Annotated in this window: 20 protein-coding genes; 5 read left to right on the plus strand and 15 right to left on the minus strand. The window is 43.5% G+C overall.

Annotated features, from left to right (window positions below; translation table 11 throughout):
• Positions 1-107 precede the first annotated feature (107 nt).
• Positions 108-464 carry a toxin-antitoxin system YwqK family antitoxin gene (locus ACVBDY_RS10785; RefSeq protein WP_447175491.1) on the plus strand — a complete coding sequence of 119 codons (357 nt, stop codon included), beginning with the start codon at positions 108-110 and terminating at the stop codon, positions 462-464.
• 332 nt (positions 465-796) lie between these two features.
• Here ACVBDY_RS10785 and ACVBDY_RS10790 read toward each other — a convergent pair whose 3' ends face one another.
• The 4 genes from ACVBDY_RS10790 to ACVBDY_RS10805 form a co-directional block, all read right to left on the minus strand.
• A complete protein-coding gene (locus ACVBDY_RS10790; RefSeq protein ID WP_447175492.1) occupies positions 797-4315 on the minus strand; it encodes an efflux RND transporter permease subunit in 3519 nt (1172 codons plus the stop codon).
• Between the two features lie 129 nt (positions 4316-4444).
• Positions 4445-5617: an efflux RND transporter periplasmic adaptor subunit gene (locus tag ACVBDY_RS10795; RefSeq protein ID WP_447175493.1), complete on the minus strand. Its 1173-nt coding sequence runs from the start codon at positions 5615-5617 to the stop codon at positions 4445-4447.
• Positions 5618-5776: 159 nt separating this feature from the next.
• Positions 5777-7114 carry a TolC family protein gene (locus ACVBDY_RS10800; RefSeq protein WP_447175494.1) on the minus strand — a complete coding sequence of 446 codons (1338 nt, stop codon included), beginning with the start codon at positions 7112-7114 and terminating at the stop codon, positions 5777-5779.
• Between the two features lie 36 nt (positions 7115-7150).
• Positions 7151-7741 carry a TetR/AcrR family transcriptional regulator gene (locus ACVBDY_RS10805; protein WP_447175495.1) on the minus strand — a complete coding sequence of 197 codons (591 nt, stop codon included), beginning with the start codon at positions 7739-7741 and terminating at the stop codon, positions 7151-7153.
• A gap of 296 nt (positions 7742-8037) precedes the next feature.
• Between ACVBDY_RS10805 and ACVBDY_RS10810 the strand changes: the two genes are divergently transcribed.
• Positions 8038-9012, plus strand: a complete 975-nt coding sequence (locus tag ACVBDY_RS10810) for a polyprenyl synthetase family protein (RefSeq protein WP_447175496.1) — start codon at positions 8038-8040, stop codon at positions 9010-9012.
• A 60-nt stretch (positions 9013-9072) separates the two neighbouring features.
• Here the strand turns inward: ACVBDY_RS10810 and ACVBDY_RS10815 are convergent, their stop codons facing one another.
• From ACVBDY_RS10815 to ACVBDY_RS10825, 3 genes are all read right to left on the minus strand, one after another.
• Positions 9073-10143 carry a winged helix DNA-binding domain-containing protein gene (locus ACVBDY_RS10815; protein WP_447175497.1) on the minus strand — a complete coding sequence of 357 codons (1071 nt, stop codon included), beginning with the start codon at positions 10141-10143 and terminating at the stop codon, positions 9073-9075.
• Positions 10144-10204: 61 nt separating this feature from the next.
• The gene (locus tag ACVBDY_RS10820) at positions 10205-10576 is read right to left on the minus strand and encodes a DUF805 domain-containing protein (protein ID WP_447175498.1); all 372 of its coding nucleotides are present in this window, start codon (positions 10574-10576) and stop codon (positions 10205-10207) included.
• A 189-nt stretch (positions 10577-10765) separates the two neighbouring features.
• Complete coding sequence (locus tag ACVBDY_RS10825) at positions 10766-13102, minus strand: TonB-dependent receptor (protein ID WP_447175499.1); 2337 nt, start codon at positions 13100-13102, stop codon at positions 10766-10768.
• A 172-nt stretch (positions 13103-13274) separates the two neighbouring features.
• On the opposite strand from ACVBDY_RS10825, the gene ACVBDY_RS10830 reads away from it, so the two are divergent.
• Both ACVBDY_RS10830 and ACVBDY_RS10835 read left to right on the plus strand, forming a co-directional pair.
• A complete protein-coding gene (locus tag ACVBDY_RS10830) occupies positions 13275-13928 on the plus strand; it encodes a metal-dependent transcriptional regulator (protein WP_447175500.1) in 654 nt (217 codons plus the stop codon).
• 4 nt (positions 13929-13932) lie between these two features.
• A complete protein-coding gene (locus ACVBDY_RS10835) occupies positions 13933-14757 on the plus strand; it encodes a ZIP family metal transporter (protein WP_447175501.1) in 825 nt (274 codons plus the stop codon).
• 20 nt (positions 14758-14777) lie between these two features.
• On the opposite strand, the gene ACVBDY_RS10840 is transcribed toward ACVBDY_RS10835, so the two are convergent.
• The 4 genes from ACVBDY_RS10840 to ACVBDY_RS10855 all read right to left on the minus strand — a co-directional run bounded on the left by ACVBDY_RS10840 (position 14778) and on the right by ACVBDY_RS10855 (position 18146).
• A complete protein-coding gene (locus tag ACVBDY_RS10840; RefSeq protein WP_447175502.1) occupies positions 14778-14909 on the minus strand; it encodes a FeoB-associated Cys-rich membrane protein in 132 nt (43 codons plus the stop codon).
• Positions 14910-15126: 217 nt separating this feature from the next.
• Positions 15127-17241, minus strand: a complete 2115-nt coding sequence (gene feoB / locus ACVBDY_RS10845; RefSeq protein WP_447175503.1) for a ferrous iron transport protein B — start codon at positions 17239-17241, stop codon at positions 15127-15129.
• Positions 17238-17483, minus strand: a complete 246-nt coding sequence (locus ACVBDY_RS10850) for a FeoA family protein (RefSeq protein ID WP_447175504.1) — start codon at positions 17481-17483, stop codon at positions 17238-17240. Before ACVBDY_RS10850 ends, feoB begins: the two co-directional genes overlap by 4 nt.
• A gap of 312 nt (positions 17484-17795) precedes the next feature.
• Entirely contained in the window at positions 17796-18146 is a 351-nt protein-coding gene (locus ACVBDY_RS10855) for a winged helix-turn-helix transcriptional regulator (RefSeq protein WP_447175505.1), read from the minus strand.
• A gap of 133 nt (positions 18147-18279) precedes the next feature.
• On the opposite strand from ACVBDY_RS10855, the gene ACVBDY_RS10860 reads away from it, so the two are divergent.
• Positions 18280-19275, plus strand: a complete 996-nt coding sequence (locus ACVBDY_RS10860) for an MBL fold metallo-hydrolase (protein ID WP_447175506.1) — start codon at positions 18280-18282, stop codon at positions 19273-19275.
• A gap of 55 nt (positions 19276-19330) precedes the next feature.
• Here the strand turns inward: ACVBDY_RS10860 and ACVBDY_RS10865 are convergent, their stop codons facing one another.
• The 4 genes from ACVBDY_RS10865 to ACVBDY_RS10880 form a co-directional block, all read right to left on the minus strand.
• Positions 19331-19996: an SCO family protein gene (locus tag ACVBDY_RS10865; RefSeq protein ID WP_447175507.1), complete on the minus strand. Its 666-nt coding sequence runs from the start codon at positions 19994-19996 to the stop codon at positions 19331-19333.
• 141 nt (positions 19997-20137) lie between these two features.
• Complete coding sequence (locus tag ACVBDY_RS10870) at positions 20138-21493, minus strand: NupC/NupG family nucleoside CNT transporter (protein WP_447175508.1); 1356 nt, start codon at positions 21491-21493, stop codon at positions 20138-20140.
• A 9-nt stretch (positions 21494-21502) separates the two neighbouring features.
• Positions 21503-22126: a bifunctional nuclease family protein gene (locus ACVBDY_RS10875; protein ID WP_447175509.1), complete on the minus strand. Its 624-nt coding sequence runs from the start codon at positions 22124-22126 to the stop codon at positions 21503-21505.
• A gap of 259 nt (positions 22127-22385) precedes the next feature.
• Positions 22386-23354 carry an electron transfer flavoprotein subunit alpha/FixB family protein gene (locus tag ACVBDY_RS10880; protein WP_447175510.1) on the minus strand — a complete coding sequence of 323 codons (969 nt, stop codon included), beginning with the start codon at positions 23352-23354 and terminating at the stop codon, positions 22386-22388.

Here is a 23354-nt window from a genome sequence, read left to right on the forward strand (position 1 = left end):
TTTTAATGTTAATTTAATGTTATGTAAATGTTTTTTTAATGTAAAATTTTAGTTATCTTTGTTATAGAGCGAAGAGAAAAAGTAAATCCATTTAAAAAAACATAGACATGAAAAATATAACATTAATAGCAGCCTTTTTATTATCCGGGTTTCTGTTTGCCCAGGAGCCGACTGTAAAACCCATACTGGAGAAAGAGGGAGATCTTGTGAAAGCTACATTTTTCCACGATAACGGGGAGATAGCCCAGGCAGGATTTTATAAGGATGGTAAACCACACGGCGACTGGAAAGCCTATAACACGGAGGGGAAAAAGATCGCTTCCGGGACTTATGAAAACGGAAAAAAGGTAGGGAAATGGTTCTTCTGGACCCCAGATAACCTGAATGAAGTGAATTTTGAAAACAGTCAAATAGTAAGCGTTACGAAATGGGGTGACGCAAGGCCAGTGGTATTGAACAGATAAAAATCATACAGAAAAGTAAAAAGACCGCCTGAAAAGCTTTCAGGCGGTCTTTTTTTTGGCGGGCTTGGCTTGTTACCGGGTTAAGATAAAAATGAACCAGACCCAGGGGTTGCGGATTAAGTAAGAAGGATAGATAATATTGATAGCAATGCAGAAACCAGTTATTTTTCAGTGTGAGATAGGATCATTGTATTGAACCGACTTAGAATTACCAAGTAAAAAACGCTGCAACTTTTGCCCTCCGGATACTAAAAAAGATATCATGCAAAAGCAGAAGGAGGTTGTCTTTTGAACAACCTCCTTCTGCTTTCTGGTGATACGATAAGATGTGACTACGATAGTGCCGGGTCCGTATCAGTTATTGTATTGTTATTTCCATTATCACTTCCTTCTTCGTTACCGCCAGATTTGTTTCCTCTGTTGCGCAACCACATTTTGAGCAAAGTTACGAGATAGAAAGTTACAGGAACAATAACAAGCGTGAGGAAGGTAGCAAATGTAAGTCCGAAGATCACGGTCCATGCCAGAGGTCCCCAAAAAATAACATTGTCCCCGCCAATGTATATCTTCGGATCCCAGTTCGAAAACAGGGAGAAGAAGTCGATATTGAGTCCTATGGCCAGGGGAATAAGCCCCAATACCGTGGTAATGGCCGTTAGTATAACCGGTCTCAAACGGGATTTTCCGCCTACAACAATGGCTTCTACCAGGTCGTCCTTAGACAACATACTGTCTTCTTCCATTTGCAGGTCTTCTTTTTTCCTGTCAATGAGTAACTGTGTATAATCCAGCAATACCACCCCGTTGTTCACCACAATACCGGCAAGGGAAATAATACCCATCATCGTCATAATGATCACAAAGGTCATGTTAAATATTATAAGTCCCAGAAGTACCCCGATAAAACTGAGGAAAATAGCCAGCATAATAATTGTGGGTTTGGATATGGAGCTAAACTGGAAGATCAGTAACAACATAATAAGCCCGAGCCCGGAAGCAAGCGCTCCCATAAGGAATGTCATATTTTCTTCCTGCTCTTCCATTTCCCCGGTAAAAGCATAGGTGGTGTTTTTATTTTCTATATTGAAGTTTTTCAACTCCGATTTTAGCTGGGTAACAATTTCATTGCCATTGTAACCTGGGAGTATGGCAGAGTAGACCGTAACCAGACGTTTTAGGTTCCGGTGTTTGATGGCACTAAAAGAAGCCGTATTCCTTCGGGTTACTACCGCAGCTATCGGAATTTCCTTTAATTGACCCGAAGCCGCATCCCTGAAGGTGACCTTTTGGTTAAACAAAGCACTGGTGTTGTACCGGTTTTCTTCATTGAACCTTATATTGATGTCATAATCTTCTCCGGCATTCTTGTATACCCCGGCCTTTTCACCGAATAATGCCCTCCGGATCTGTGTGCCAACCTGTCCGGCAGATACTCCGAGTTCTCCTGCCTTTTCCCTGTCTACCGTAACTTCCATTACCGGTTTGTTACGGTTTACATCTATTTTCAGTTCTTCAATACCGCTGATATTTATATCGTTGATAAAATCGCGCATATGTTCGGCGGTTTGAACCAGCTCGTCATAGTCTTCTCCTTTTATTTCTATGTTAATAGGGTATCCGGCCGGGGGCCCGACAGCATCTTTTTCAACAGAAATAATAACCCCCGGGTATCTTCCGGCCAATTCTTCCTGGACTTCTTTTCGCAGTTCTTCGCTGTCTTGTCCTCTCCGATACTTAAACTCCCTCAGTGTTACGGTAATCTTTCCTTTGTGTGGCATCTCGGCAGAAGAACCCCCATCCGTTTCCGGGTTTCCCGCACCTTCACCTACCTGTGATACGGCAGATTCTACCATGTAGTTATATCCGTCATCCATAAACTTCGGATTGTTTAAGACGCCGTACACATCCTGTTCTATTTTTTTGGTAACAGTATTGGTCTTTTCTATATCCGTTCCCTGCGGATATTCTATGTAAACTATGATCTGGTTGGGCTTATTGTCCGGGAAAAACTCCACTTTAGGACTAGCTATCCCTACCAATACAAAGGAAAGGAACAGTAAAAGAATGGTGCCACCTACAAAAATATATGGCCACCTGCCTTTGAGAGAAAAGGACAAGAAGGATTTGTACTTATTTTCCAGCCAGACGAGGAAGGTGCGTTGAAAACGATTGGCCAGTCCTTTGATAAGATATTTATACGTCCAGAACATAATAGCCGTTACAACCATCAAAGTTCCGATTCCTCTTGCAGCACCACCTATAAACATCATCGGTATTCCCAGAACCCCCAGTATAATAGAGAGACGAATAAGCTCTTTTCTGGTAAGTACACGGTTTGTGATTTCCATAAAGTTGGATACCAGCATGGAGTTCATAAAGATAGCCACAAAAAGAGAGGAACCCAGTACAATAGATAATGTCATCGGAAAGTACTTCATAAATTCTCCCATAACACCGGGCCACATACCTAACGGAATAAATGCGGCAACCGTGGTGGCTGTAGACACTATAATAGGAAGGGCTATTTCACCGATACCTTTTTTCGCAGCTTCTATACGGTTCATACCTTCCTCCTCCATAAGCCGGTAGACATTTTCCACCAGTACAATTCCGTTATCCACAAGCATTCCCAGTCCCATAACCAGGGCAAAGAGCACCATGGTGTTCATGGTAAAGCCCAGGATTTGTGCTACCATAAAAGAAATGAGCATAGACATGGGAATGGCAAATCCTACAAAAAGAGCATTCCTGAAACCTAAGAAGAACATCAAAACCCCTACAACGAGGATCACCCCGAAGATGATGTTGTTAACCAGGTCGTCTACTTGGTTGAGGGTCTGTGTGGACTGATCGTTTGTAATGGACAGTTTTACATCTTTAGGGAGATAATTCTGCTGTGTATCCTCCACGATCTTGTATAACCCGTCTGTGGCGTCGATCAGGTTTTTACCTGCCCTTTTTTTAACGTCCAGCATTACCACGTTTTCACCGAACTCTCTTGCGTAGGTGGTCTTGTCCTCTTCTTTAAAAGAAACTTCAGCTATATCTTTGAGGTAAACAGCGCCGTCTTCCGATTTTACCACAAAATTCAGCAATTCTTTAGGGTCTTCGATTTCGCCGAGTACCCGTATGGTCCTGCGTTGTCCGCTGGAGATGAGGTTCCCCCCGGAAATAGTGGCATTCCCGTTGTTGATAGCACTTATAACATCGTCAAAGCTCACTTTGGCCGCGGTCATTTTATAGATGTCTACGGCGACTTCCACTTCTTTGTCTTGCGCTCCCCGGATGTCCGCTTGCTTGATCTCCTGGAGTGTTTCTATTTCATCCTGAAGATATTCTGCAAAGTCTTTCAGCTTTTCTACCGGGTAGTCTCCCTTAATGTTTACATTTAATATGGGGACTTCCTCTGAGAAGTTGAGGTCAAAAACGTTAGGTTCTACCTTGGCCCCGTTAAACGTCGGCCAGTCCTCATCGGCCTTCTCCGAATCTACTTTATCCTTTACCTTTTGTTTGGCGACATCCACTTCTATATCTTCATCAAACTCTACGATGATCATGGAATAGTCTTCCTGTGAAGTGGAAGTGATCTCCACAACGTTGCTCACGTTTCGCAATTCTTTTTCAAGCGGGTCCGTGATGAGTTTCTCTATATCTTCTGCCGTATTACCGGGATATAGCGAGCTGATGTATATTTTGGTTTCCTTTACCTCGGGAAAACTTTCCCTTGGCATATTATAATATGCCGATAGCCCCACGAAAAAGAAAATGGCGATAATAACATATATGATTGTCCTGTTGTTGATCGCCCATGAGGACATGGCAAATTCTTTGTTTGTCTTTTTGTCATCCATTGGTCTGGGAGTTTATACCTGTTGTACAGGTAAGATTACTTTTTGGATATTATATGTTTAAAATCAAATCCCCAATCCCATCATTACGTCATGTGGTCCATGTGAAATGGCAGGACTTCCGGACAAATGTCAATGCTCTTCAATAATCTTCACTACTTGTCCTTCTTCCACACTTCTGGCCCCTTCGTTGATGATGTGGTCTCCTGCGGAAAGTCCTTCCAGCACTTCTATAATGTCGCCCTGGGTCTTGCCGGTTTTTATTATAACCCTTTTGGCAACCCCTTCGGCTTCTTTTCCGTTTTTCTCCGCTACATAAACATATTGATCTCCGTTGGCATTTTCGGAAACGACACTTTGAGGTACCAGTATGGCTTTTTCATTCAAGTAATCATAAACCTTTAGTTTAGCTGTCAGGTTTGGTTTTATATCTCCGTCGGTATTGGCGACACCCACTTCAATTCTAAAAGAGCGGTTATTTGGGTTGATATAATTTCCGGCCTGTCTCACTTTGGATTCTACGGTTTTGTTCAGTACGGGGAAAAGGATATTTACATCGGTTCCCTTGGAGATATTGGGCAGGTATTTTTCCGGTACTTCAGCCTCTATATACATGTTATTCAGGCTAACGATACGCATAAGTTGGGCCCCGGCAGCCACTACTGAACCCTGATCGGTAATGATGTCATCAATAGTACCGGAAAAGGGAGCGATAACCCTGGTTTTTGCGACCTGATCTTTTAGTTGTGCAATGGCCTTCTCCTGGGCTTTATAGGAGGTCTGGGCATCGAGGAACTGTATTTCGGAACCGATGTTCTGGTCCCACAGACGTTTTTGACGCTCGTATGTGGTCCTGGCCAGGTTGGCCTGTACTTCTGCCTGGGCCAGTTGCTGGGAAAGGCCGCCGTCATCTATTTTGGCCAGTAATTGTCCTTTTTTGACGTCCTGTCCTTCACGAACATACACTTCGGTAAGTATACCGCTGTATTCCGCATTGATGACAATGTTCTGCTTGGTGTTGACACTTCCCTGTAATTCTATATAATGATGAAAGAGGGTGTCTTTGACCGTTGTGGTAGAAACAAGTGCCAGCTTATGCAATGTGTCGAGTTCCGAAATGGCATTGTCCAGTCTGGTCAACTGGCCGGAGAGTTCGTCTCTTTGTTGTACCAATTCACTTCTTTTGGTTTTCATTTCGCCCAAGGAGCCGTTTTCTATTATGCTCTCTACCGATTTTTTCCCGTCTCCACCTCCGCAGGAAGTAAGAAAAGCGATACCTAGAACTGCTATATATGATCCTTTCATCTGTTTAATTTTTTATTTGTTTTTCTTAGGTCATCCCGATGGTCCCGATAACTATCGGGATCGGGAGGAATGTTCATTAAGAATAATCTTTTCGATTGACTTGAAATTTTTTTAATGGACACTTTATAATTACTTTTTGTGGTGTGTCTGTTTGTCTTTTTATTCGTTGGCATTGTGCAATACCAATTCCAGTTCGGTTTTGGTGTTAATGATATCTATCATGGATTGCAGGTAATCCTGTTGGGCAGTGTACAGCTGGGTTTGTGCCTGCCTAAGGTCAAAACTCGATGCCATACCTTCTGAAAATTTGACCTGGTTCTTTTGCTCTATACGCTCGGCCAGCTCCAGGTTTCTTTTCTTTGTCTGGTATTGTTCAAGAGAAAACTGGTAATCGCTTTTTGCCTGTTGTATTTCCAGTTGGAGTTGTTGCTCGGTTTCCTTAAGGTCATTCTTGGCTTTCTCGAGTTCTACCTTCATTCGTTGCGTAGCCGCGCTTCTTCCCAAAGAACTGAATACGGGGATGCTAAGAGTAAGGCCCATCATAGAGTTGCCAAACCATTCCTGTTCCCGCTTAAAAAAATCAAAACTGTTCCCAAACCCGAGATATCCGCCGTTTATATAACCTTCAAGGGTTGGCAGGCCTTTACTCTTCTCATTTTTCAACAGGAGTTCCTGGGATTTTGTATTGTTATCCGCAATTTTATAGTCGATATTATTTTCAATATTAAATTGCGCTTCCACCAACCCGGGAACCGTATTCTGAATGGTCAGGTTGTCCAGGTCATCCGTAAGGGTCACGTCCGTTTCAATAGGAGCACCCAAAGTAATATTCAGCATTTTATAGGCAATTTCCCGCAGCCGGACGCTGTTCTGAAGATCACTTTCCACACCCGCAAGTGTTATTTGTAATTGCTCTACACTTTCTTCTTCTTCAAGACCGTTTTCGTAAGTCTTCTGTGTTTCGTAAACATTTTTTTCGAGGACTTCTTTGTTCCTTTCCAGGATACGGATGTTTTCTTCGGTAAGAAGAACATTGCCATAGGCATTGATAACAGATTTTTTTACTTCCAGATCTGTTTTCTTCTTGGCGTTTTTAGATATTTCCAGGTATACTTTGGCCGATTGTAACCCGACGATATAAGACCCGTCGAATATTTTTTGTCTCAGAGTGGCCAGGGTGTTTACATTGTGCTTGGTACCGAAGATCACTTCTTCGAATGTTCCGGGTTCACCACCAAAAATCTCTGCGGGGATAAGAGACACCTGTTGTTTCAGGTTATTCTGGTAATCTGCGGTAATGCTTATTTGCGGAAGACCCGTAGCTGTAGCTTCCCACTTTTGCTTTTTGGCTATTTCTATATCGTTTTCCGCATTCATGGCGGTCCTGTTGTTTTCCAGGGCAAATGCTATTGCTTCATCCAGGGAAAAACTGAGTTTCTCCTGTGCCATAACACTGACCGAAAGCAGAAGGGCTAGCAGGGGGAGGATGTTTTTCATAAGAAATGCTATCTTTTTTAATGTTTGAAAATATGGTTAACGGCCATTTTCTTCAATGTTTAGAGAAGATGGAGGCGCCATGGAACTTTTATTCCGGTCTTTTACCAGTATCCCATTCAGGGTATCCACCCCTTTTGAGGTGGCAATGGCCCGGATATGGTATTCCAGGAAAATATTCATCAGATAAGGAACAGGGTAGGCTTGCGAATCGAACAGGTCTTTTTCTTTAAGGCCGGTTACTGCGTTGTGATAAATCCGGGAAATCACTTTCACATCCAGACCTTGCCTGTAATACCCTTGTTCCATGCCTTTTTTCAGGTTATTGACCAGGCAACCATCCATCATGTCAAATCTTTCTTTTCTGAGGGACAGGTATATTTTCGGATAATACTTTTCCAGCTGATAAACCGGTGATGTCTTTTCGTTCTTTAATCGTCTCAAAATAATTTTTCGCGCTTCGTACATCTCTTCGATCGGGTTTAAATTCCAGCTTTCTACCTCTTCAATATCTTTTGATATGATGTTGAGAATATGATTGCAGCAATGCTCCACAAGATCAGATTTGTTCTTAAAGAATTGATACACGGTTTTCTTGGAAATTCCCATTTCGTTAGAAATGTCATCCATTGTAACGCTCTTAAAACCAATGTTTAAGAACATTTCTGTTGCCTTTTCAATGATTTTATCCTTCATAATTAAAGGCAAATATAGCTAAAGAAACTTTAAAAACAATAAAAGTTTCCAAAGTTTACATTAATTTAAAAAGCTTTACCCTTCTTGTTTTGACAAAGAAAGTACCTCCGGGTGACAGCCCTATGTCATGAGAGAAAATTTTTTCGAAGAATACAGATGACCCGGGGTAATAGTTATAAATTGCTTTGTTCTTTGTGGGCGGTAATGTATTTTAGCCCAAAATTGTATTTATGCATACCATATCCCAGTATCAGGAAGAATTTCTTGAATATTTAAAGACGTATCCTTTTAAGAAGGAGCCTGAAGGCCTGTATGCGCCGATACATTATATCCTGCAGGTGGGCGGCAAACGTCTGCGTCCGGTATTAGCCCTGCTCGCAACTGATATTTTCGGGGGAGACTATAAGAAAGCCATGAATGCGGCCCTTGCTATAGAGGTATTTCACAATTTTACCCTGGTTCATGACGATATTATGGATGATGCTCCCTTGCGCAGGGGGATGCCTTCCGTACACGAAAAATGGGATTTAAATACGGGAATATTATCGGGCGATGTTATGCTGGTGATGAGTTACACTCTTTTTGAGGAGTATGAACCCGTATTACAGGCTAGACTGATTCGTCTTTTTAGCAAAACCGCTGCAGAAGTATGCGAAGGACAACAGTACGATGTGGATTTTGAAACGCGCAATGACGTTACCCTCCCGGAATACCTGCGGATGATTCGTTATAAAACAGCAGTACTGGTGGCTGCGGCCATGAAAATGGGAGCTTTAATTGCGGGAGCGGAAGATAGGGAGGCGAAAGCTATCTATGATTTCGGCCTTCATCTGGGGACGGCTTTTCAGTTACAGGATGATTATCTGGATGCTTTTGGTGACCCGGAAACTTTCGGAAAACAAATAGGGGGAGACATTATGGAAAATAAAAAGACCTTCCTCTACCTGAAAGCCCTGGAAAACCTGGATGAAGAAGATGCCGTTTTGTTGCGAAACCTATATGATATTACTCCTGCCGATACGGAAGAAAAAGTAAAAACCGTAAAAGACCTATTTGTTTCCAGTGGAGCCACCGGGCTTATCCGTGAGGAGATCCGCCAATATACGGAAAAAGCCTTTGAGAGTATCGCTTCGTTGTCTATTACAGAGGATAAAAAGCAAGTACTGTTGGAGTTCGGAAAAAAACTCATGAGCCGCGAGGTGTAGAATATGGTGTTCAGGTATGGGACTTGAGATAGACGGATGTTTTACCTGCCCGGAAGGGTTTCAATATTCTATATCTTTACCTAGGAATTCCGCATATTGAGTAAATGCCTGTTCTGTTTTAACTTTGATCTCCTTGCCGGGATTTATCAGGTAATTTAGTTCTATCTTTACTTTATCTTTTTTTATAGTTCTTTTCCAGGTGCCTATAACATTTCCTCTATGGGTAATTACCGGCCAGAAAATACCGTTGTTGGAAACCGCCTTGTGCTGGTGTTTCGGCGGAAGGGAAGCGCTCCTGTCTTTATAGCTGATAAGAAATTCATCAAATGCCGGTAAAACGTGAATAGAGTGCATATGGGTTGTTTTTCCGGAAAACGCAATTGGAAAGAGATATTCCGTGTCTCCGATTTTTTCTGCCGAAAATCCGGATTTTATCATTTCTGTTGCTTTCCTGGCGTCGGTAATCGAAAGACCTGACCACCATATGAAATCCTGTACCGTAGCGGGACAATGGCTCGTAAAATATATTTCGGCCAGTTTGGCCAGAGATTCGTCCCGGTCCGGTACGTCATATGCCGGGACCCGTTCGTCCAGCAAGGCATAGGTCATTTGTTTGTCCTTTATTCCGCCGCTGCACAAAATGCCTTCCAGTTCTGCATGTAATAGCAAGTGAGAAGAGCGGTTGTCGTCTGTGGGCAAACCGGCATTTTGTAATTCGGCAACCAATTCCCGACGGGAAAGGTGTTTTCCCGTTTCGAGTGTTTTTTGCAATACATGGTTGCTTTTATGAAAAATAGCTTCCGTAAGTCCGAGTTGTTTGTTTCTCGATCTCATAGAGGTCCGGATATTAGGAGCAGTGAGCTTTAATATCCAGCGCAGGTCTTCTGCCGCTACCAGGTGCCAGGTTGGGCGGAGCAGATGTGTGCGTATGAGATCGCCCCGGTTTATGGCTTCTTCAATAATATTTTCTGTAGTGCCCGGCAGGCGAATACCCACTGCCCATTTTATCATTTGCGGATCCTGGGCCTGCATAGCGCCCATCCATTTAACCACATCTTTTGCCGTTTTAAATCTTTTCCCGGCAATGTGCTGGTTTTCCAGGCGGCTTAGAGCTATATCGGTTTGAGGCATATTTCAGGTGTTGTAGTTTATGAAAACTAAAGATAAGAATGTCCGGAGAAAAAATCATTGACTAGGCAATATCCGTCTTCCCGATTTCTTCCAATTCGTCATTATTACCTTCGCCTTTCGGGTTCGGACCGTATTGATTGGGCCCGTATTTGCTTTCGGCAAACAGTAAATAGATATTGAAAAAGGGAATGAGCTGGTACCATCCGCTATATCCCCGGTCATGACATCGCTTGGCAGATTGTGCAAGCATAAAATATATCATGGGAGAAAACAGTATAAGGGATATGATTCCGACAAGACCGGGTTCCGAATTACCTGCAATGATAGCTGTTATGATATTAATTACAAAGACGCTGACCCCATAAATAATATAACTTAATCCGTATTCTGTACGGCGGATCCGGCCTTCGAACGAAAATGGATTTTTAAACATGATGTGAATTGAATTAACAGATACTTAGTAAAACGATACAATATAAGGCATTTTTGTAAGTAATGAAATCTGTATTTCAGAAAGCCCGGGGAGAAACATGCTTATTACATTTGAAAAGGCTTTTGAATATAATTTAATATGTTCTCCCGGGCTGTATGTATAATTTATTTCCGGAAATAAGATCTGCTGTTATGGTAATAAACCCGTACCTATCTTAACCGAGACAAAAAATGTCCGGGGCCTGGATGGCCCGTAAATATAATTCGCGTCACGATCCGGTCCGCGGTCAAAATCGTCCTGATAACTGTTAAAGAGATTTTGTATACCACCACTGAGTTGAAGCTGGAAATTATTGTCCAGGTCGAAGGTGTATCCAGTTTTGAAGTTGAGTTCGAAAAAATCCGGGGTTTTTTGCAGCCTGTCATTTTCTACATATCCTGCAATATGTGGTACGTACATAGAACCTGTATACACCCCCGAAAAGTTGTTCTGCCACTTTTTTAACGGGGCATAGGTGATAACGAAATTACCGTACAGGTTCGGGGATTTAAAAAACCGGTCCGCTTTGTCCGTAATGGCATTTTCGTCTTCGGACCAGTTTATGGGCTCATCATATGCCGAGTATTGCAGGGTACCTCCGAGTTGCATGATCCATTTTTCGTTCGGGGCGTATTTGGCCTCCAGATTGAGGCCGTATATATCGGCGCCGGGACTGTTCTTTTTGATATAGATAAACTGGCCGTCGGTTACATCGATATCCAGTTGATCCAGTTCGTCTGGTGTAGCTTGTTCCACGACGAAGGGATCATTGAGACGGGTAAAAAAACCTTCGAGCGTCAACCCGATGTCGCTGTTCAGGGTAGACTTGCTCCAGTCCGCCGAAATAAGAAAGCTGTGTGAAGTTTCCGGTTTCAGGTCGGGCGCGAAACGAACAAAAGAAACTTCTCCTGCCGCGAGGGTGGAATGCAGATCTTCCGTAAAGTATTGCTGTGCCCGGAATCCTCTGGCATAACTTGCCCTTAGCTGTAAATTATTGCTCGGGCTGTACAATATATTGGCCCGGGGGTTCAGGTGCACCGTTTCTTCCGTAAGGTTGTGGAAGTCCGCCCGTAGGCCCCCCAGGAGTTTTAATTTCGGATTTATCTGCCATTCCTGCTGGGCGTAGAAGCCGTATATTCTCACTGTTTGTTCGATAAAGGCATTGAGCCCGGGTTTGGCATCTTCGGTCTGGTCATATTTATATTCAAAACCCCCTGTAAATGTACCTTCACTACCGAGAAAGGCATCCATATGCCTGCTGTACTGGGAACCGAAGACCCAGGTAACGTCTTTGGAATGCCCATAGCCTTTTATGCTTTCTTCCATGGTATCTCCCTTTCCGCCGTAAAAATTCTTGTTCTTTGATTGCTGGGTAGTGGCGTAAGCAGAGAACTTGTCTTTGAGATCGGCGCTATAGGCTTCGTAAGTGAGCCCGCCACTTACCACATCCGATGCTATCTGTTCGGTGATATCCGATTCGAATGGTTGCAGGGACAGGTTATTACCACCTCTCCGGAATTCGTTGATCGTATAGAAATCGAGTGAGAGTTTACTGCGTTCCGAAGTTTTGTAAAAACTGTTAAAACCAAAGGTGTGGTTTTGCATGGTGGTGATTTCGGTAAAACCGTCACCGTCCACATCGTGTGGGTCCCTGTCCCTGTAAAGGCCGTAGAGGGTTATCCCGGATTTATAGTTTTCCGACAGGACCGTACCATTGAGGGTGATTGCCCTGTCCGGGGTTTTGCCTTCAATGAAGGCAAGATTACTACCTATCTGAAAACTGTTTTCCATAGGTTCTTTGGTAATGATGTTTATTGTGCCGGCAATGGCATTGGAACCATAGAGGGCAGAGCCACCGCCGCGGACCACCTCGATGCGGTCTATGATATTGGCTGGTATCTGATCCAGTCCGTAAACCCCGTTAAGCGCACTGAAAACGGGCTTGCTGTTTATGAGTATCTGTGAATAGGCCCCGCCGAGCCCATTGATCCTTACCTGGGAATACCCGCAGTTCTGACAATTGGTTTCCATACGGAGTCCGGGCTGAAAGTTAAGTCCTTCGGAAAGGGAAATGGCTTGGGTGGCCTGTAGCACCCTGTCGTTGGTAACACTTACAATTACCGGCGCCTCTTTTCTGTTTTGCTGGTTCCTGGAAGCAGATACCACCACCTGGTCCAGTCCGAGTACGTCTTCCTGTAATTCAAAGTCCAGGGCAAGTACCTGGTGTTCTTTCAGAATGATCTCTTTTTTTATGGTTTTATAGCCCAATGTCTGTACCACTATGGTGTATTTTCCAGGCACAGCCCGAAGTTCGTATCTCCCTTCGTCATCTGTTTGGGTACCTTTTTCCGTCCCGTCCAGAAAGACACTGACATAATTGAGGGGAGCCCCCTGGTAAGTCACCTTACCTTTAATGATCTCACCATGAGCTGTAGCCGAAGATATATTAATACTCAATAACAAAGATAGGAAGTAAAGAAATTTCATAGCGATTCTTAATTTTAAATGCGACTTAGATGCAAATGTAATATTTGATTTCATTAATGCAACTATATTGCATATGCATTTTTATTTTTTTTGCTTGTTTAAATTAAAATTTAGGCAAATCTAAAAATTTATTTTTCAAAATAAAAATGTATTTTTGCACAAATAAAATTTTATGACGCTGTCCGAAGAGAACTATCTGAAAGCCATATATCACCTGGGTAAAGATGCTAAAGAAGCGGTTTCTACCAATGCTATTGCCGAGGTGATGGACACCAAAGCATCTTCCGTAACGGATATGATTAAGAGGTTGTCGGAAAAAAAACTTGTCAAATACAAACGTTATCAGGGAGCGAAACTTACGGAAGAGGGAATGCTTTATGCGGTAAATGTTATCCGGAAACATCGTCTTTGGGAGGTTTTTCTGGTGGAAAAACTAAATTTTTCCTGGGATGAGGTGCACGAGGTTGCAGAACAACTGGAGCATATAAAATCGGATAAACTAATCGAAGAGCTGGATGTTTTCCTGGATTATCCTTCAGTAGATCCGCACGGAGATCCTATACCGGATAAACACGGCAACATACAGCCTTCTCCCAAAGTATTACTGGCCACTCTTAAAGTTAGTGAAAAAGGGGTTTGTGTAGGGGTTAAGAATTCCTCTAAAGAATTTTTACAATACCTCGACAAACTGGAGATTTCGCTGGGAGATGAACTGACTGTACTTTCCAAGGAACCTTTTGACAATTCGGTATCGATAGGGATCGGTAACACGAAAATTAATATATCTTCCCTGACGGCAAATAATCTTTACGTAAAAAAAATATAACATTATGTTTGATAAGGTGATTGCCTATTTTGAGTCTATAGACCCTGTGATGGGGGCTTTACTGGCTACAACGTTTACCTGGTTGCTTACGGCTGCCGGAGCAGCGCTGGTTTTTTTGTTTAAGGGAATGAAACGTATTGTGCTGGACGGCATGTTGGGCTTTACCGGCGGCGTTATGGTTGCAGCGAGTTTCTGGAGTCTGCTGGCGCCGGCCATTGCCATGAGTGGGGGGGAAGGTTTTGCCAAAGTGCTTCCTTCGGCCGTGGGTTTTGCCCTTGGGGCGGCATTTCTTTTTGGTCTGGACCGCTTGCTTCCGCATTTGCATATCAATTTTAAGGAGAGCAAGGCAGAAGGCGTACAGACAGGCTGGCACCGGACTACCTTGCTGGTTTTGGCCATTACCTTACACAATATTCCGGAAGGGCTTGCCGTAGGCGTGCTTTTCGGAGGAGTGGCAGCGGGAATACCGGAAGCTTCAATAGCCGGAGCGGTAATTTTGGCTCTCGGCATAGGGATACAGAACTTTCCCGAGGGCATAGCGGTTGCGATGCCCCTGCGCCGGCAGGGAATGAGCCGTAAAAAGAGCTTTTGGTACGGGCAGCTCTCTGCGGTTGTAGAACCTATTGCAGGCGTAATAGGAGCACTTGCCGTTTCCTTTTTTACCCCGGCATTGCCTTACGCACTTTCTTTTGCTGCGGGAGCCATGATATATGTAGTAGTGGAGGAAGTTATCCCGGAAACACAGCAGGATAAATATACGGATATCGCCACCCTGGGCTTTATAGGAGGTTTTATTATTATGATGGCTCTGGATGTGGCCCTGGGTTAAAGAGGTGTAACTCCCGGGTTTTAATGGCACCCGCAATCGGCACTGCCACAGGTTTTTTTACTTTTCTTTTTCGGAAGCAAAAATTTGCGTACCAGGAAACCTATGGCTATGGCGACTGCGATATAAACTAATATGGTTTGTATGTCGGGCATTATTGTGCTGTTTTAGATGCTAAAAATTTTTAGTACATGACAAAATTGAATTTCGCAGAACTTTCCTCGATTTTTGCCCCCAGCCATTTCGACTGGGCTCAATGCAGCGCCTAAAGGGAGAAATCGAGGAAAATCGGGTTCCCTTTAGGGGTAGGGTAAAACTGATTTTCCGATAAATAGTGCTAAAATCGAATTTTGTCATGTACTAAGCTAAAAATTATTTCAATACCTGGTAGGCTATCAAAGCCGTAACATAGGCAATAGCACTCATGAATACCAATTGCATCATGGGCCATTTCCAGCTGTTGGTCTCTCTTTTTACTATAGCCAGGGTGCTCATACATTGCATGGCAAAGGCGTAAAATAGCAGTAAGGATACCCCGGAAGCAAGGTTAAATAGTTTACCTCCTGTTTGCGGGTTGGTTTCTTTGGCCATACGGTTTTTGATCGTATCTTCCTCTTCACTGCCTACGCTGTATATTGTGGCCAGCGTACCCACGAATACTTCCCTTGCCGCAAAAGAACTTACAAGTGCAATACCTATTTTCCAGTCATAGCCCAGTGGCTGTATCGCCGGTTCTATAGCTTTGCCCACTATACCAATATACGAATTTTCCAGTTGATAGGAAGCGATCTCGGTGTTAAGCTCATCTTCACTAATATTTTCTCCCTGGTGCCGTTCCGTAATAATTTGTCCGGCATTATCAAATCGTTCCGAAGGGCCGTTGGAAGCCAGAAACCACAAAATAATGGATATTGCCAGGATAATCTTTCCGGCGCCGAAAACAAAACTCTTTGTCTTTTCAACTACGGTAATGGCTACATTTTTAAATAACGGGATCTTGTAATTGGGCATTTCTACCACAAAGAAAGATTTGGTTTTGGATTTCAGTAATTTGTGCAATATGTAAGCAGACCCGACAGCGGCGAGAAAACCGATAAAGTAGAGCGCCATAAGCATAAGTCCCTGGATATTGAGTCCCATGAAACGTTGGTCCGGAATTACGAGAGCAATAATAATAAGGTATACGGGCAACCTGGCAGAACAGGTCATAAAAGGTGTTACCAGTATGGTAATAAGCCGTTCTTTCCAGTTTTCGATATTGCGCGTAGCCATAACCGCCGGAATGGCACAGGCCGCCCCGGAGATCAAGGGCACCACACTTTTACCGCTCAGGCCGAACCGGCGCATTCCCTTGTCCATTAAAAAAACAACTCTGCTCATATAACCGGATTCTTCCAGTATGGCAATGAAAAGAAAAAGAAATGCTATCTGCGGTATGAAAATAACGACCCCGCCAATACCGGGAATGAGTCCTTCTGCAATGAGATCTGTAAATACCCCTGCCGGTAAGACGCTCTTTGCCCATTCGCTGAGTGAGGCAAAGGACTCATCGATAAAGTCCATAGGGTAGGCGCTCCAGCTAAAGATAGCCTGGAACATAAGAAGGAGTATGGCAAAGAATATCGCATATCCCCATACCTTGTGTGTCAGAACCCTGTCCAGGGTAGCCCGGAGACCTTTGGCGGCATGGATATCCGTTTTATACCCTTCTTTAAGCGTACCGTTTATGAACTGGTAGCGGTGGATAGCTTCTTTTTGTTGTAATCTTTTAAGTTCCGAACGCGATTTGGTATTAAAAGAAGAAGTGTCCGGCACCGGTACCGTGTGACGGTTGAGTTCTACAAAATTAACATCTTGTGTAATTACCAGCCACAACTTGTATAATTCGTGATCGGGGAAAGCGTTCTGCAGGTTTTCAAAATAAGAGCGGTCTATTACCGAAGCGTTGACACAAGGTTCTGTGGAAAGACCGCGGTAGTCCAGTATGAGTTCTTTGATCCTATCAATGCCCGTACCTTTTCTGGAACTCACTAAAGCTATCCTGGTATTCAGTTTTTTTTCCAGGGATTCGATATCGAGGGTAATCCCTTTTCTGTCCATCCGGTCGGCCATGTTAATGACTAGGATGGCAGGAAGTTTCAGGTCTTTGATCTGAGTGAACAGAAGAAGATTTCGTTTCAGGTTTTCCACATCGGTGATCACCACGGCTACATCCGGATAATCTTTATCGTTTTTATTGAGCAGCAGTTCTATAACGACATTTTCATCCAGCGAAGTGGCATTGAGACTATAGGTGCCGGGGAGGTCCAGTATATGAGCTTTTACACCTCTTGATAGTTTGCAGATACCTTCCTTCTTTTCTACGGTGATCCCCGGGTAATTACCTACTTTTTGGTTAAGCCCGGTAAGTTGGTTAAAAACCGAAGTTTTTCCGGTATTCGGGTTCCCAATGAGTGCTACCTTTATCTGCTTGTTTGTCAATATCATAATTCCGGGGTTTCATTTATTTTCTCTATTTCTATAAGCAGGGCGGTTTCCCGTCTTATGGAAAGAAAAGAACCGTTGATGTTCAGGTACAACGGATCCTTGAAAGGAGCAACCTGTAACAGTTCTACCTCATTTCCGGGGAGGCATCCCATTTCAAATAATTTAACCGGAATAATATCTATCGGAATATCTTTGATAATACCCTTTTCGCCGCGTTTCAGATGTGCTATAGTTGTTTTCAATTTTTATTTAGAATCAATTTAAGTAGTCAAAAATAATACAAAAAGTTAGCTTAGAAAAATGAGTGTTAACGTATTAAAAGCACAGTAGCTGGCAAAAGTAAGGGATTAACAGGGAGATATGTGTGTTTTAGGAAAAAATATGCCCGGGAATTTTAACATCTTTTTAGGGAATAGAACCATTTTACTGGTGAATGCAGAACTGTTTTAACGTATTTTCTAACGGTCGGATGTGTATTTATCTGGTAGTATGGCCTCCTTTTTTCTATAATGAATCTCTCAGGAGGCATAGAAAGATGGCCCGATTTTTAGATATCACTGGCAGTTTATCATCTCCATTTGTTCTTTTGTCATTTGTTTTTCTCCCCATTGAGATAGGTACTCTATGAACGGGATAAGTTCCTTTCCTGTTTCGGTAAGAGAATATTCTACTTTGGGAGGTACTTCGAGGTATACTTTGCGGTGAACCAGGTCGTCATCTTCCAGTTCGCGTAATGTTTGGGTTAGCATTTTAGTGGTTATATCCCGGATGGCCCTGCGAAGTTCCCCGTACCGCAGTACCTGATGCTGGTGCAGATACCATAGGATCCTGCCTTTGTATTTTCCCCCGATACGCCGGAAGGCATAATCCACCGGACAAATGACACTGTTGGTATTTTTTTTCATTTTTTTATATCGGTTAATATATTGATAATCAGTTTTAGTTTCTTTTAAGTATGTAAGATACTAAAAAGTACATACTTGTGAGTGGGCAACTATTGAAATAATTTTGAAACTCGTTAATCTAAAAACAACTATAATGAACAGAAGAAAATGGTTGCGGTTAAGTGCCTTGGCCGGCGGTGTTTACGCTATTCCGGGAGCAATGGCATTCGGGGACAACAAGAAAATAGATTACAGTTTTAAAAAAAAGGGGTGTGTGCGACTGGTGTTGGGAAAACTGGAAATCTTTTTGTTTTCCGATGGTCATATTACATTACCTGATCCACAGCCCGTGTTTGCCCCCGGGATCGATCCGGACCTGGTTAAACGCGAATTGAAGCAGATATATCTGAAAGAAGACCGGCTGGAGGGGGCTATCAACGTTATGGTTATAAAGGACGGGGAACAGGTAATACTGGTAGATGCCGGAAGTGGTCATCTTTTCGGGGAAACTGGCGGATGGCTACTGAAAAACATGGAGGATAGAGGGATCCGGTCTTCTGACATTACGGATATACTGATTACTCATGCGCATATCGATCATATAGGGGGGATTACCGGTAAAGACGGAAAGCTGCTGTATCCGGATGCCCGGTATCATATAGCCGAAAAGGAATATGATTTCTGGACTTCCGATAATCCGGATTTTTCGAAAAGTAAGAATCCTGAGAATCCGAAAAGCAGTGTTCTTTTGGCTCAAAGGGTATTTCTGGCTATCGGGGACAGGTTGTTAAAATTCAGGCATGGCGATACATTGTTCTCCTGCATCCGGACCGAACTGGCCGAAGGACATACACCGGGACATACGATTTTTACCGTTTTTTCGGAAGGAGCATCTATAAAGCATGTTGTGGATATTGTGCATACACCTTTGTTAATCGCAAAACCTGAATGGGGCACACAATGGGATGTGGATTTTAATAAAGGGGTAGAGACACGAAAAAAGGAACTGGAAGATTGTTACGCTAACCGTACACTGGTTATGACCACACATTTGCCCTGGCCGGGGCTGGGATATATCGGGAAAAACGGGGAAGATTATCAATGGGTTCCTTTCTCCTATTTTATACCTGATGAAATTGTTGTGGAATGAAAGCAAGGATAAGCGTACAATATAAAAAAGTGTTTTAGGATTTTATTTTGTGTTTTTACTCCGATTTCAGTACACTCACATCGTGAAGCAGCTTTTTCATATCCTCTTCGTTGGTGCCGTCATAAAATCCCCGGATGCGTTTCTTTTTGTCGACAAGTATGAAGTTTTCGGTGTGTATCATGTCATAAGGGCCACCGTCCCCGTCGTTCAGCACTGCGAGATAGGATTTCCTGGCCAGTTCATAGATCTGTTTCTTGTCACCGGTTACAAGATTCCATTTTTTATCGTTTACTCCTTTTTCCAGGGCGTATTTTTTTAATTGAGGGACAGAATCTATTTCCGGGGTAACGGAGTGGGAGAGGAGCATTACATCATCGTATGGCATGATCTCTTTTTGGATATCTGCCATGTTATCCGTCATGATGGGGCAGATGGACGGACAGGTCGTAAAGAAAAAATCGGCAATGTATATCTTGTCATTATAATCTTCCTGGGTAACAGTATCTCCGTTTTGGTTGATAAGCCTGAAGTCGGCTATGGTATGGTATTTTTTAACGTATTGTATGGTGCTGTCCACCAGTTCGGTCTTTACCATAGATGGCTGATATATGGGGAGTATTTCCTGGGGTTTAAGCGCATTGTAAAAGAGGGTTATGATAATAGCCGAAAGGATAAAAAGGGTGATGGCGAGATACTTGAACTTACTGAAAAACCGCAACATGAAACTTCATCTTTAGGATTAGGGTCGGGAGACAAAATTAATAAATTGTCAGGAGGCATTAGTTATGCGGGGAAGGTAAATCCCTGTTTTAACATTGTATTAATATATGGTTCCTTTCCTTTCATACCTTCTTTGTTCCGATTATCCTACGATCATTCCTGCCAGGGTGGCGGACAACAGTGAAGCCAATGTACCACCCAGTACCGCTTTCATTCCGAATTCGGATAAGGTTTTACGTTGTCCCGGGGCAAGAGAGCCTATGCCACCTATCTGTATCCCTATAGAAGCAAAATTGGCAAATCCGCAGAGCATGTATGTTGCCATAATGATAGATTTGTTGTAGGTAAAATGCAAGGATTGGGAAGCGTCTTTCAATTGGGCGAGTTGTATGTATCCTACAAACTCACTGGCGGCAAGTTTAACCCCGAGGAGCTGGCCCATGAGCGCCATGTCCTCCTGTGCTACTCCTATGACCCACATGAGGGGGGCAAAGACATAGCCAAGGACAAGCTCCAGGGATAATTCGCTGTATGGAGTGTGCTGAGCAACCCACTCGTTGATATGGCCTATTTCGCCTAGTTTGAGCAATCCGTAATTGACCATGGCAATGAAAGCTACAAAAACGAGGAGCATGGCAGCAACATTGGCGGCCAGTTTAAGGCCCTCGGTGGTTCCGGTGGCCATGGCATCGAGGAAATTGGAGCCTATATTTTGTTTGGTGACTTCAACCACCTCACTCACATTTTCTGTCTGGGGTACCAGTATTTTGGATACGACAATAGCGCCGGGAGCTGCCATAACAGATGCCGCCAGCAGGTGACGGGCGAATTCCAGCCGAAGCGCCTCGTCCGATCCGCCGAGAAAACCGATATATGCGGCGAGAACACCACCGGCTACCGTGGCCATACCGCCTATCATTACCAGTAATATCTCCGAGCGGTTCATTTTTTCCAGATATGCTTTTATCATCAGGGGGGATTCGGTTTGCCCGAGAAAAATATTACCTGCCACCGAAAGGCTTTCCGCACCGGATATCTTCAGCAGCTTGGTTAATAACCAGGCCAGAGCCTTAACTACTTTTTGGATTATTCCCAGGTAAAATAATACAGATGTAAGTGCTGAAAAGAAAATGATGGTTGGGAGGATGGTAACGGCGAAATTGAGAAGAGGACTCTCTATTTCATTGGTTACGAAGGAACTGAACAAAAATTTGGTTCCTGCTTCGGTGAATGTAAGTATTTTGTTGAACGCTTTACCAAGTATAGTGAAGATTTCCCGTACGAAAGGAATCTTTAAGATACCGATGGCCAGAACGAGTTGTGCGAGAAGTCCAAGCCCCACCGTACGCCAGTTTATCGCTTTCTTATTGTTGCTGAACAGGTAGGCAATGGCGATCAGTACTACCATCCCCAATATACCCCTTCCTAAGCCTTGAATAGAGAATCCCTGGCTGGGTTCTATGGCGGCATTCAGGGAAACAAGTAAAGATCTATGCATGTGCTACGATTATTTTTTTTCCCGCTTGGAAATTTCATCCCGGAGTTTCACAGCTTTCTCGTAATCTTCGTTAGTCACAGCCGTTTCGAGCATTTTATGCAGTTCCTGTAGGGTCAGGGCACTGTAATCTTCGGAAGCGGAAGCAGCTTCTTCTTTACCTGAAACAATGTCTTCTGAGAGAACTTCTTCTTCTTCTTTCTGGTCTTTGTCCTTGGGGGAGAAGCTGAGGTAAATGCCGGCTTTGTCAAGAATATTTTTATAAGTGAAGATGGGCGCATTGAAACGCAGTGCCAAGGCTATAGCGTCGCTGGTGCGGGCATCGATAATTTCTTCGATCTTATCCCTTTCACAAATAATGCTGGAATAGAATACGCCGTCTACCAGTTTGTGGATGATCACCTGTTTGACCACAACATCAAAACGGTCTGCAAAATTTTTGAACAGATCGTGGGTTAAAGGCCTGGGAGGTTTTATTTCTTTTTCCAGGGCAATGGCTATAGACTGGGCCTCAAAGGCACCAATAACAATCGGGAGTTTCCGGTCGCCCTCTACTTCATTGAGAATAAGTGCGTAAGCGCCGTTTTGTGTTTGGCTGTACGATATTCCTTTTATATTTAACCTGACTAAACTCATATGTATATACAACTGGGCATAAAACTTATCACCTCAATATTTAGGCAAAGATGAAAAAATTTCATGCGAATTCCTCACTGTCGGGCCCCGAATTTATATTTTGAGGTACCAGGTTCCGTTATCCGCCGGTTTTTCCCGGTATGAACGACTGGACCGGAAAAAGCCTGAACTGTGTTAACAGGAGAAAATAAAAGGGCTGTCCGAACAGTGGGCATATCCCGAATTCAGACAGCCCTTTAAGGGCACAATTTACCAAAAATTATGAGTTTTGTGCTTTAAATTCCTTTAATTTTTCAATGAGTGCGGGAACAACTTCAAAGGCGTCACCCACCACACCGTAATCCGCAGCTTTAAAGAAAGGTGCTTCGGGGTCTGTATTGATAACTACTTTAACCTTAGAAGCATTGATACCTGCCAGGTGTTGAATGGCTCCGGAAATACCCACGGCAATATACAGATTGGCCGCTACGGGTTTACCAGTCTGCCCCACGTGTTCACTATGCGGCCTCCATCCCATATCAGATACCGGTTTGGAACAAGCGGTTGCTGCTCCGAGTATGCCCGCCAGTTCTTCGACCATTCCCCAGTTTTCAGGACCTTTGAGTCCGCGTCCGCCCGATACAACAATATCGGCATCGGCAATAGTCACTTTCCCGGTGGTCTTGTCTACAGATTCTGTTTTGATGGCAAAATCATTATCGTCAAGGGAAGGAGAGAAGGTTTCTTCCGAAGCGGAGCCTTCGGTCTCTTTCAGTCCGAATGAGTTTTTTGAAAGGCCTATGAGTTTTATATCCGTACTAAACTCAGTGATGTTGAAAGCTTTATTGGTAAAGGCGGTCCGCTTTACACGGAAAGGTTCAGTGCTTTCGGGAAGTGCTACTACATTGGAAGCATATCCTGCCTGCAGGTTAACGGCCAGTACCGGGGCCAGGTATTTGTCGTTGGCACTGGAGCTGATAATAATTATTTTTGCGCTTTCTTTCTCCGCAGCTTGTTTAATGACATCGGCAAAGGCACGAGCATTGAAACCGGACAGTTTTTCATCCGTTACTTTCAATACCTTGTCTACACCGTATTTGCCGAGTTCTGAGGTGTTGTCCACATTAACGGCTACTGCTGTCACCGTATCTCCGGTTTGTCCGGCGAGGGCCTTGGCGTAAGAAGCGATCTCAAATGCCGTTTTTTTGAACTTTCCTTCTTCGGATTCCGTATATATTAAAATAGACAT

The sequence above is a fragment of the Sinomicrobium halophytocola genome (assembly GCF_052983395.1).

Coding starts and splice junctions, on each gene's coding strand:
- ACVBDY_RS10805 (WP_447175495.1), bottom strand. CDS start 7,741: ATGGATGACATTTCTAACGAAATGGGAATTTCCAAGAAAACCGTGTAT.
- ACVBDY_RS10860 (WP_447175506.1), top strand. CDS start 18,280: ATGAACAGAAGAAAATGGTTGCGGTTAAGTGCCTTGGCCGGCGGTGTT.
- ACVBDY_RS10820 (WP_447175498.1), bottom strand. CDS start 10,576: ATGTTTAAAAATCCATTTTCGTTCGAAGGCCGGATCCGCCGTACAGAA.
- ACVBDY_RS10825 (WP_447175499.1), bottom strand. CDS start 13,102: ATGAAATTTCTTTACTTCCTATCTTTGTTATTGAGTATTAATATATCT.
- ACVBDY_RS10830 (WP_447175500.1), top strand. CDS start 13,275: ATGACGCTGTCCGAAGAGAACTATCTGAAAGCCATATATCACCTGGGT.
- ACVBDY_RS10790 (WP_447175492.1), bottom strand. CDS start 4,315: ATGGATGACAAAAAGACAAACAAAGAATTTGCCATGTCCTCATGGGCG.
- ACVBDY_RS10795 (WP_447175493.1), bottom strand. CDS start 5,617: ATGAAAGGATCATATATAGCAGTTCTAGGTATCGCTTTTCTTACTTCC.
- ACVBDY_RS10815 (WP_447175497.1), bottom strand. CDS start 10,143: ATGCCTCAAACCGATATAGCTCTAAGCCGCCTGGAAAACCAGCACATT.
- feoB (WP_447175503.1), bottom strand. CDS start 17,241: ATGATATTGACAAACAAGCAGATAAAGGTAGCACTCATTGGGAACCCG.
- ACVBDY_RS10855 (WP_447175505.1), bottom strand. CDS start 18,146: ATGAAAAAAAATACCAACAGTGTCATTTGTCCGGTGGATTATGCCTTC.
- ACVBDY_RS10785 (WP_447175491.1), top strand. CDS start 108: ATGAAAAATATAACATTAATAGCAGCCTTTTTATTATCCGGGTTTCTG.
- ACVBDY_RS10880 (WP_447175510.1), bottom strand. CDS start 23,354: ATGTCTATTTTAATATATACGGAATCCGAAGAAGGAAAGTTCAAAAAA.
- ACVBDY_RS10810 (WP_447175496.1), top strand. CDS start 8,038: ATGCATACCATATCCCAGTATCAGGAAGAATTTCTTGAATATTTAAAG.
- ACVBDY_RS10875 (WP_447175509.1), bottom strand. CDS start 22,126: ATGAGTTTAGTCAGGTTAAATATAAAAGGAATATCGTACAGCCAAACA.
- ACVBDY_RS10835 (WP_447175501.1), top strand. CDS start 13,933: ATGTTTGATAAGGTGATTGCCTATTTTGAGTCTATAGACCCTGTGATG.
- ACVBDY_RS10800 (WP_447175494.1), bottom strand. CDS start 7,114: ATGAAAAACATCCTCCCCCTGCTAGCCCTTCTGCTTTCGGTCAGTGTT.
- ACVBDY_RS10840 (WP_447175502.1), bottom strand. CDS start 14,909: ATGCCCGACATACAAACCATATTAGTTTATATCGCAGTCGCCATAGCC.
- ACVBDY_RS10865 (WP_447175507.1), bottom strand. CDS start 19,996: ATGTTGCGGTTTTTCAGTAAGTTCAAGTATCTCGCCATCACCCTTTTT.
- ACVBDY_RS10870 (WP_447175508.1), bottom strand. CDS start 21,493: ATGCATAGATCTTTACTTGTTTCCCTGAATGCCGCCATAGAACCCAGC.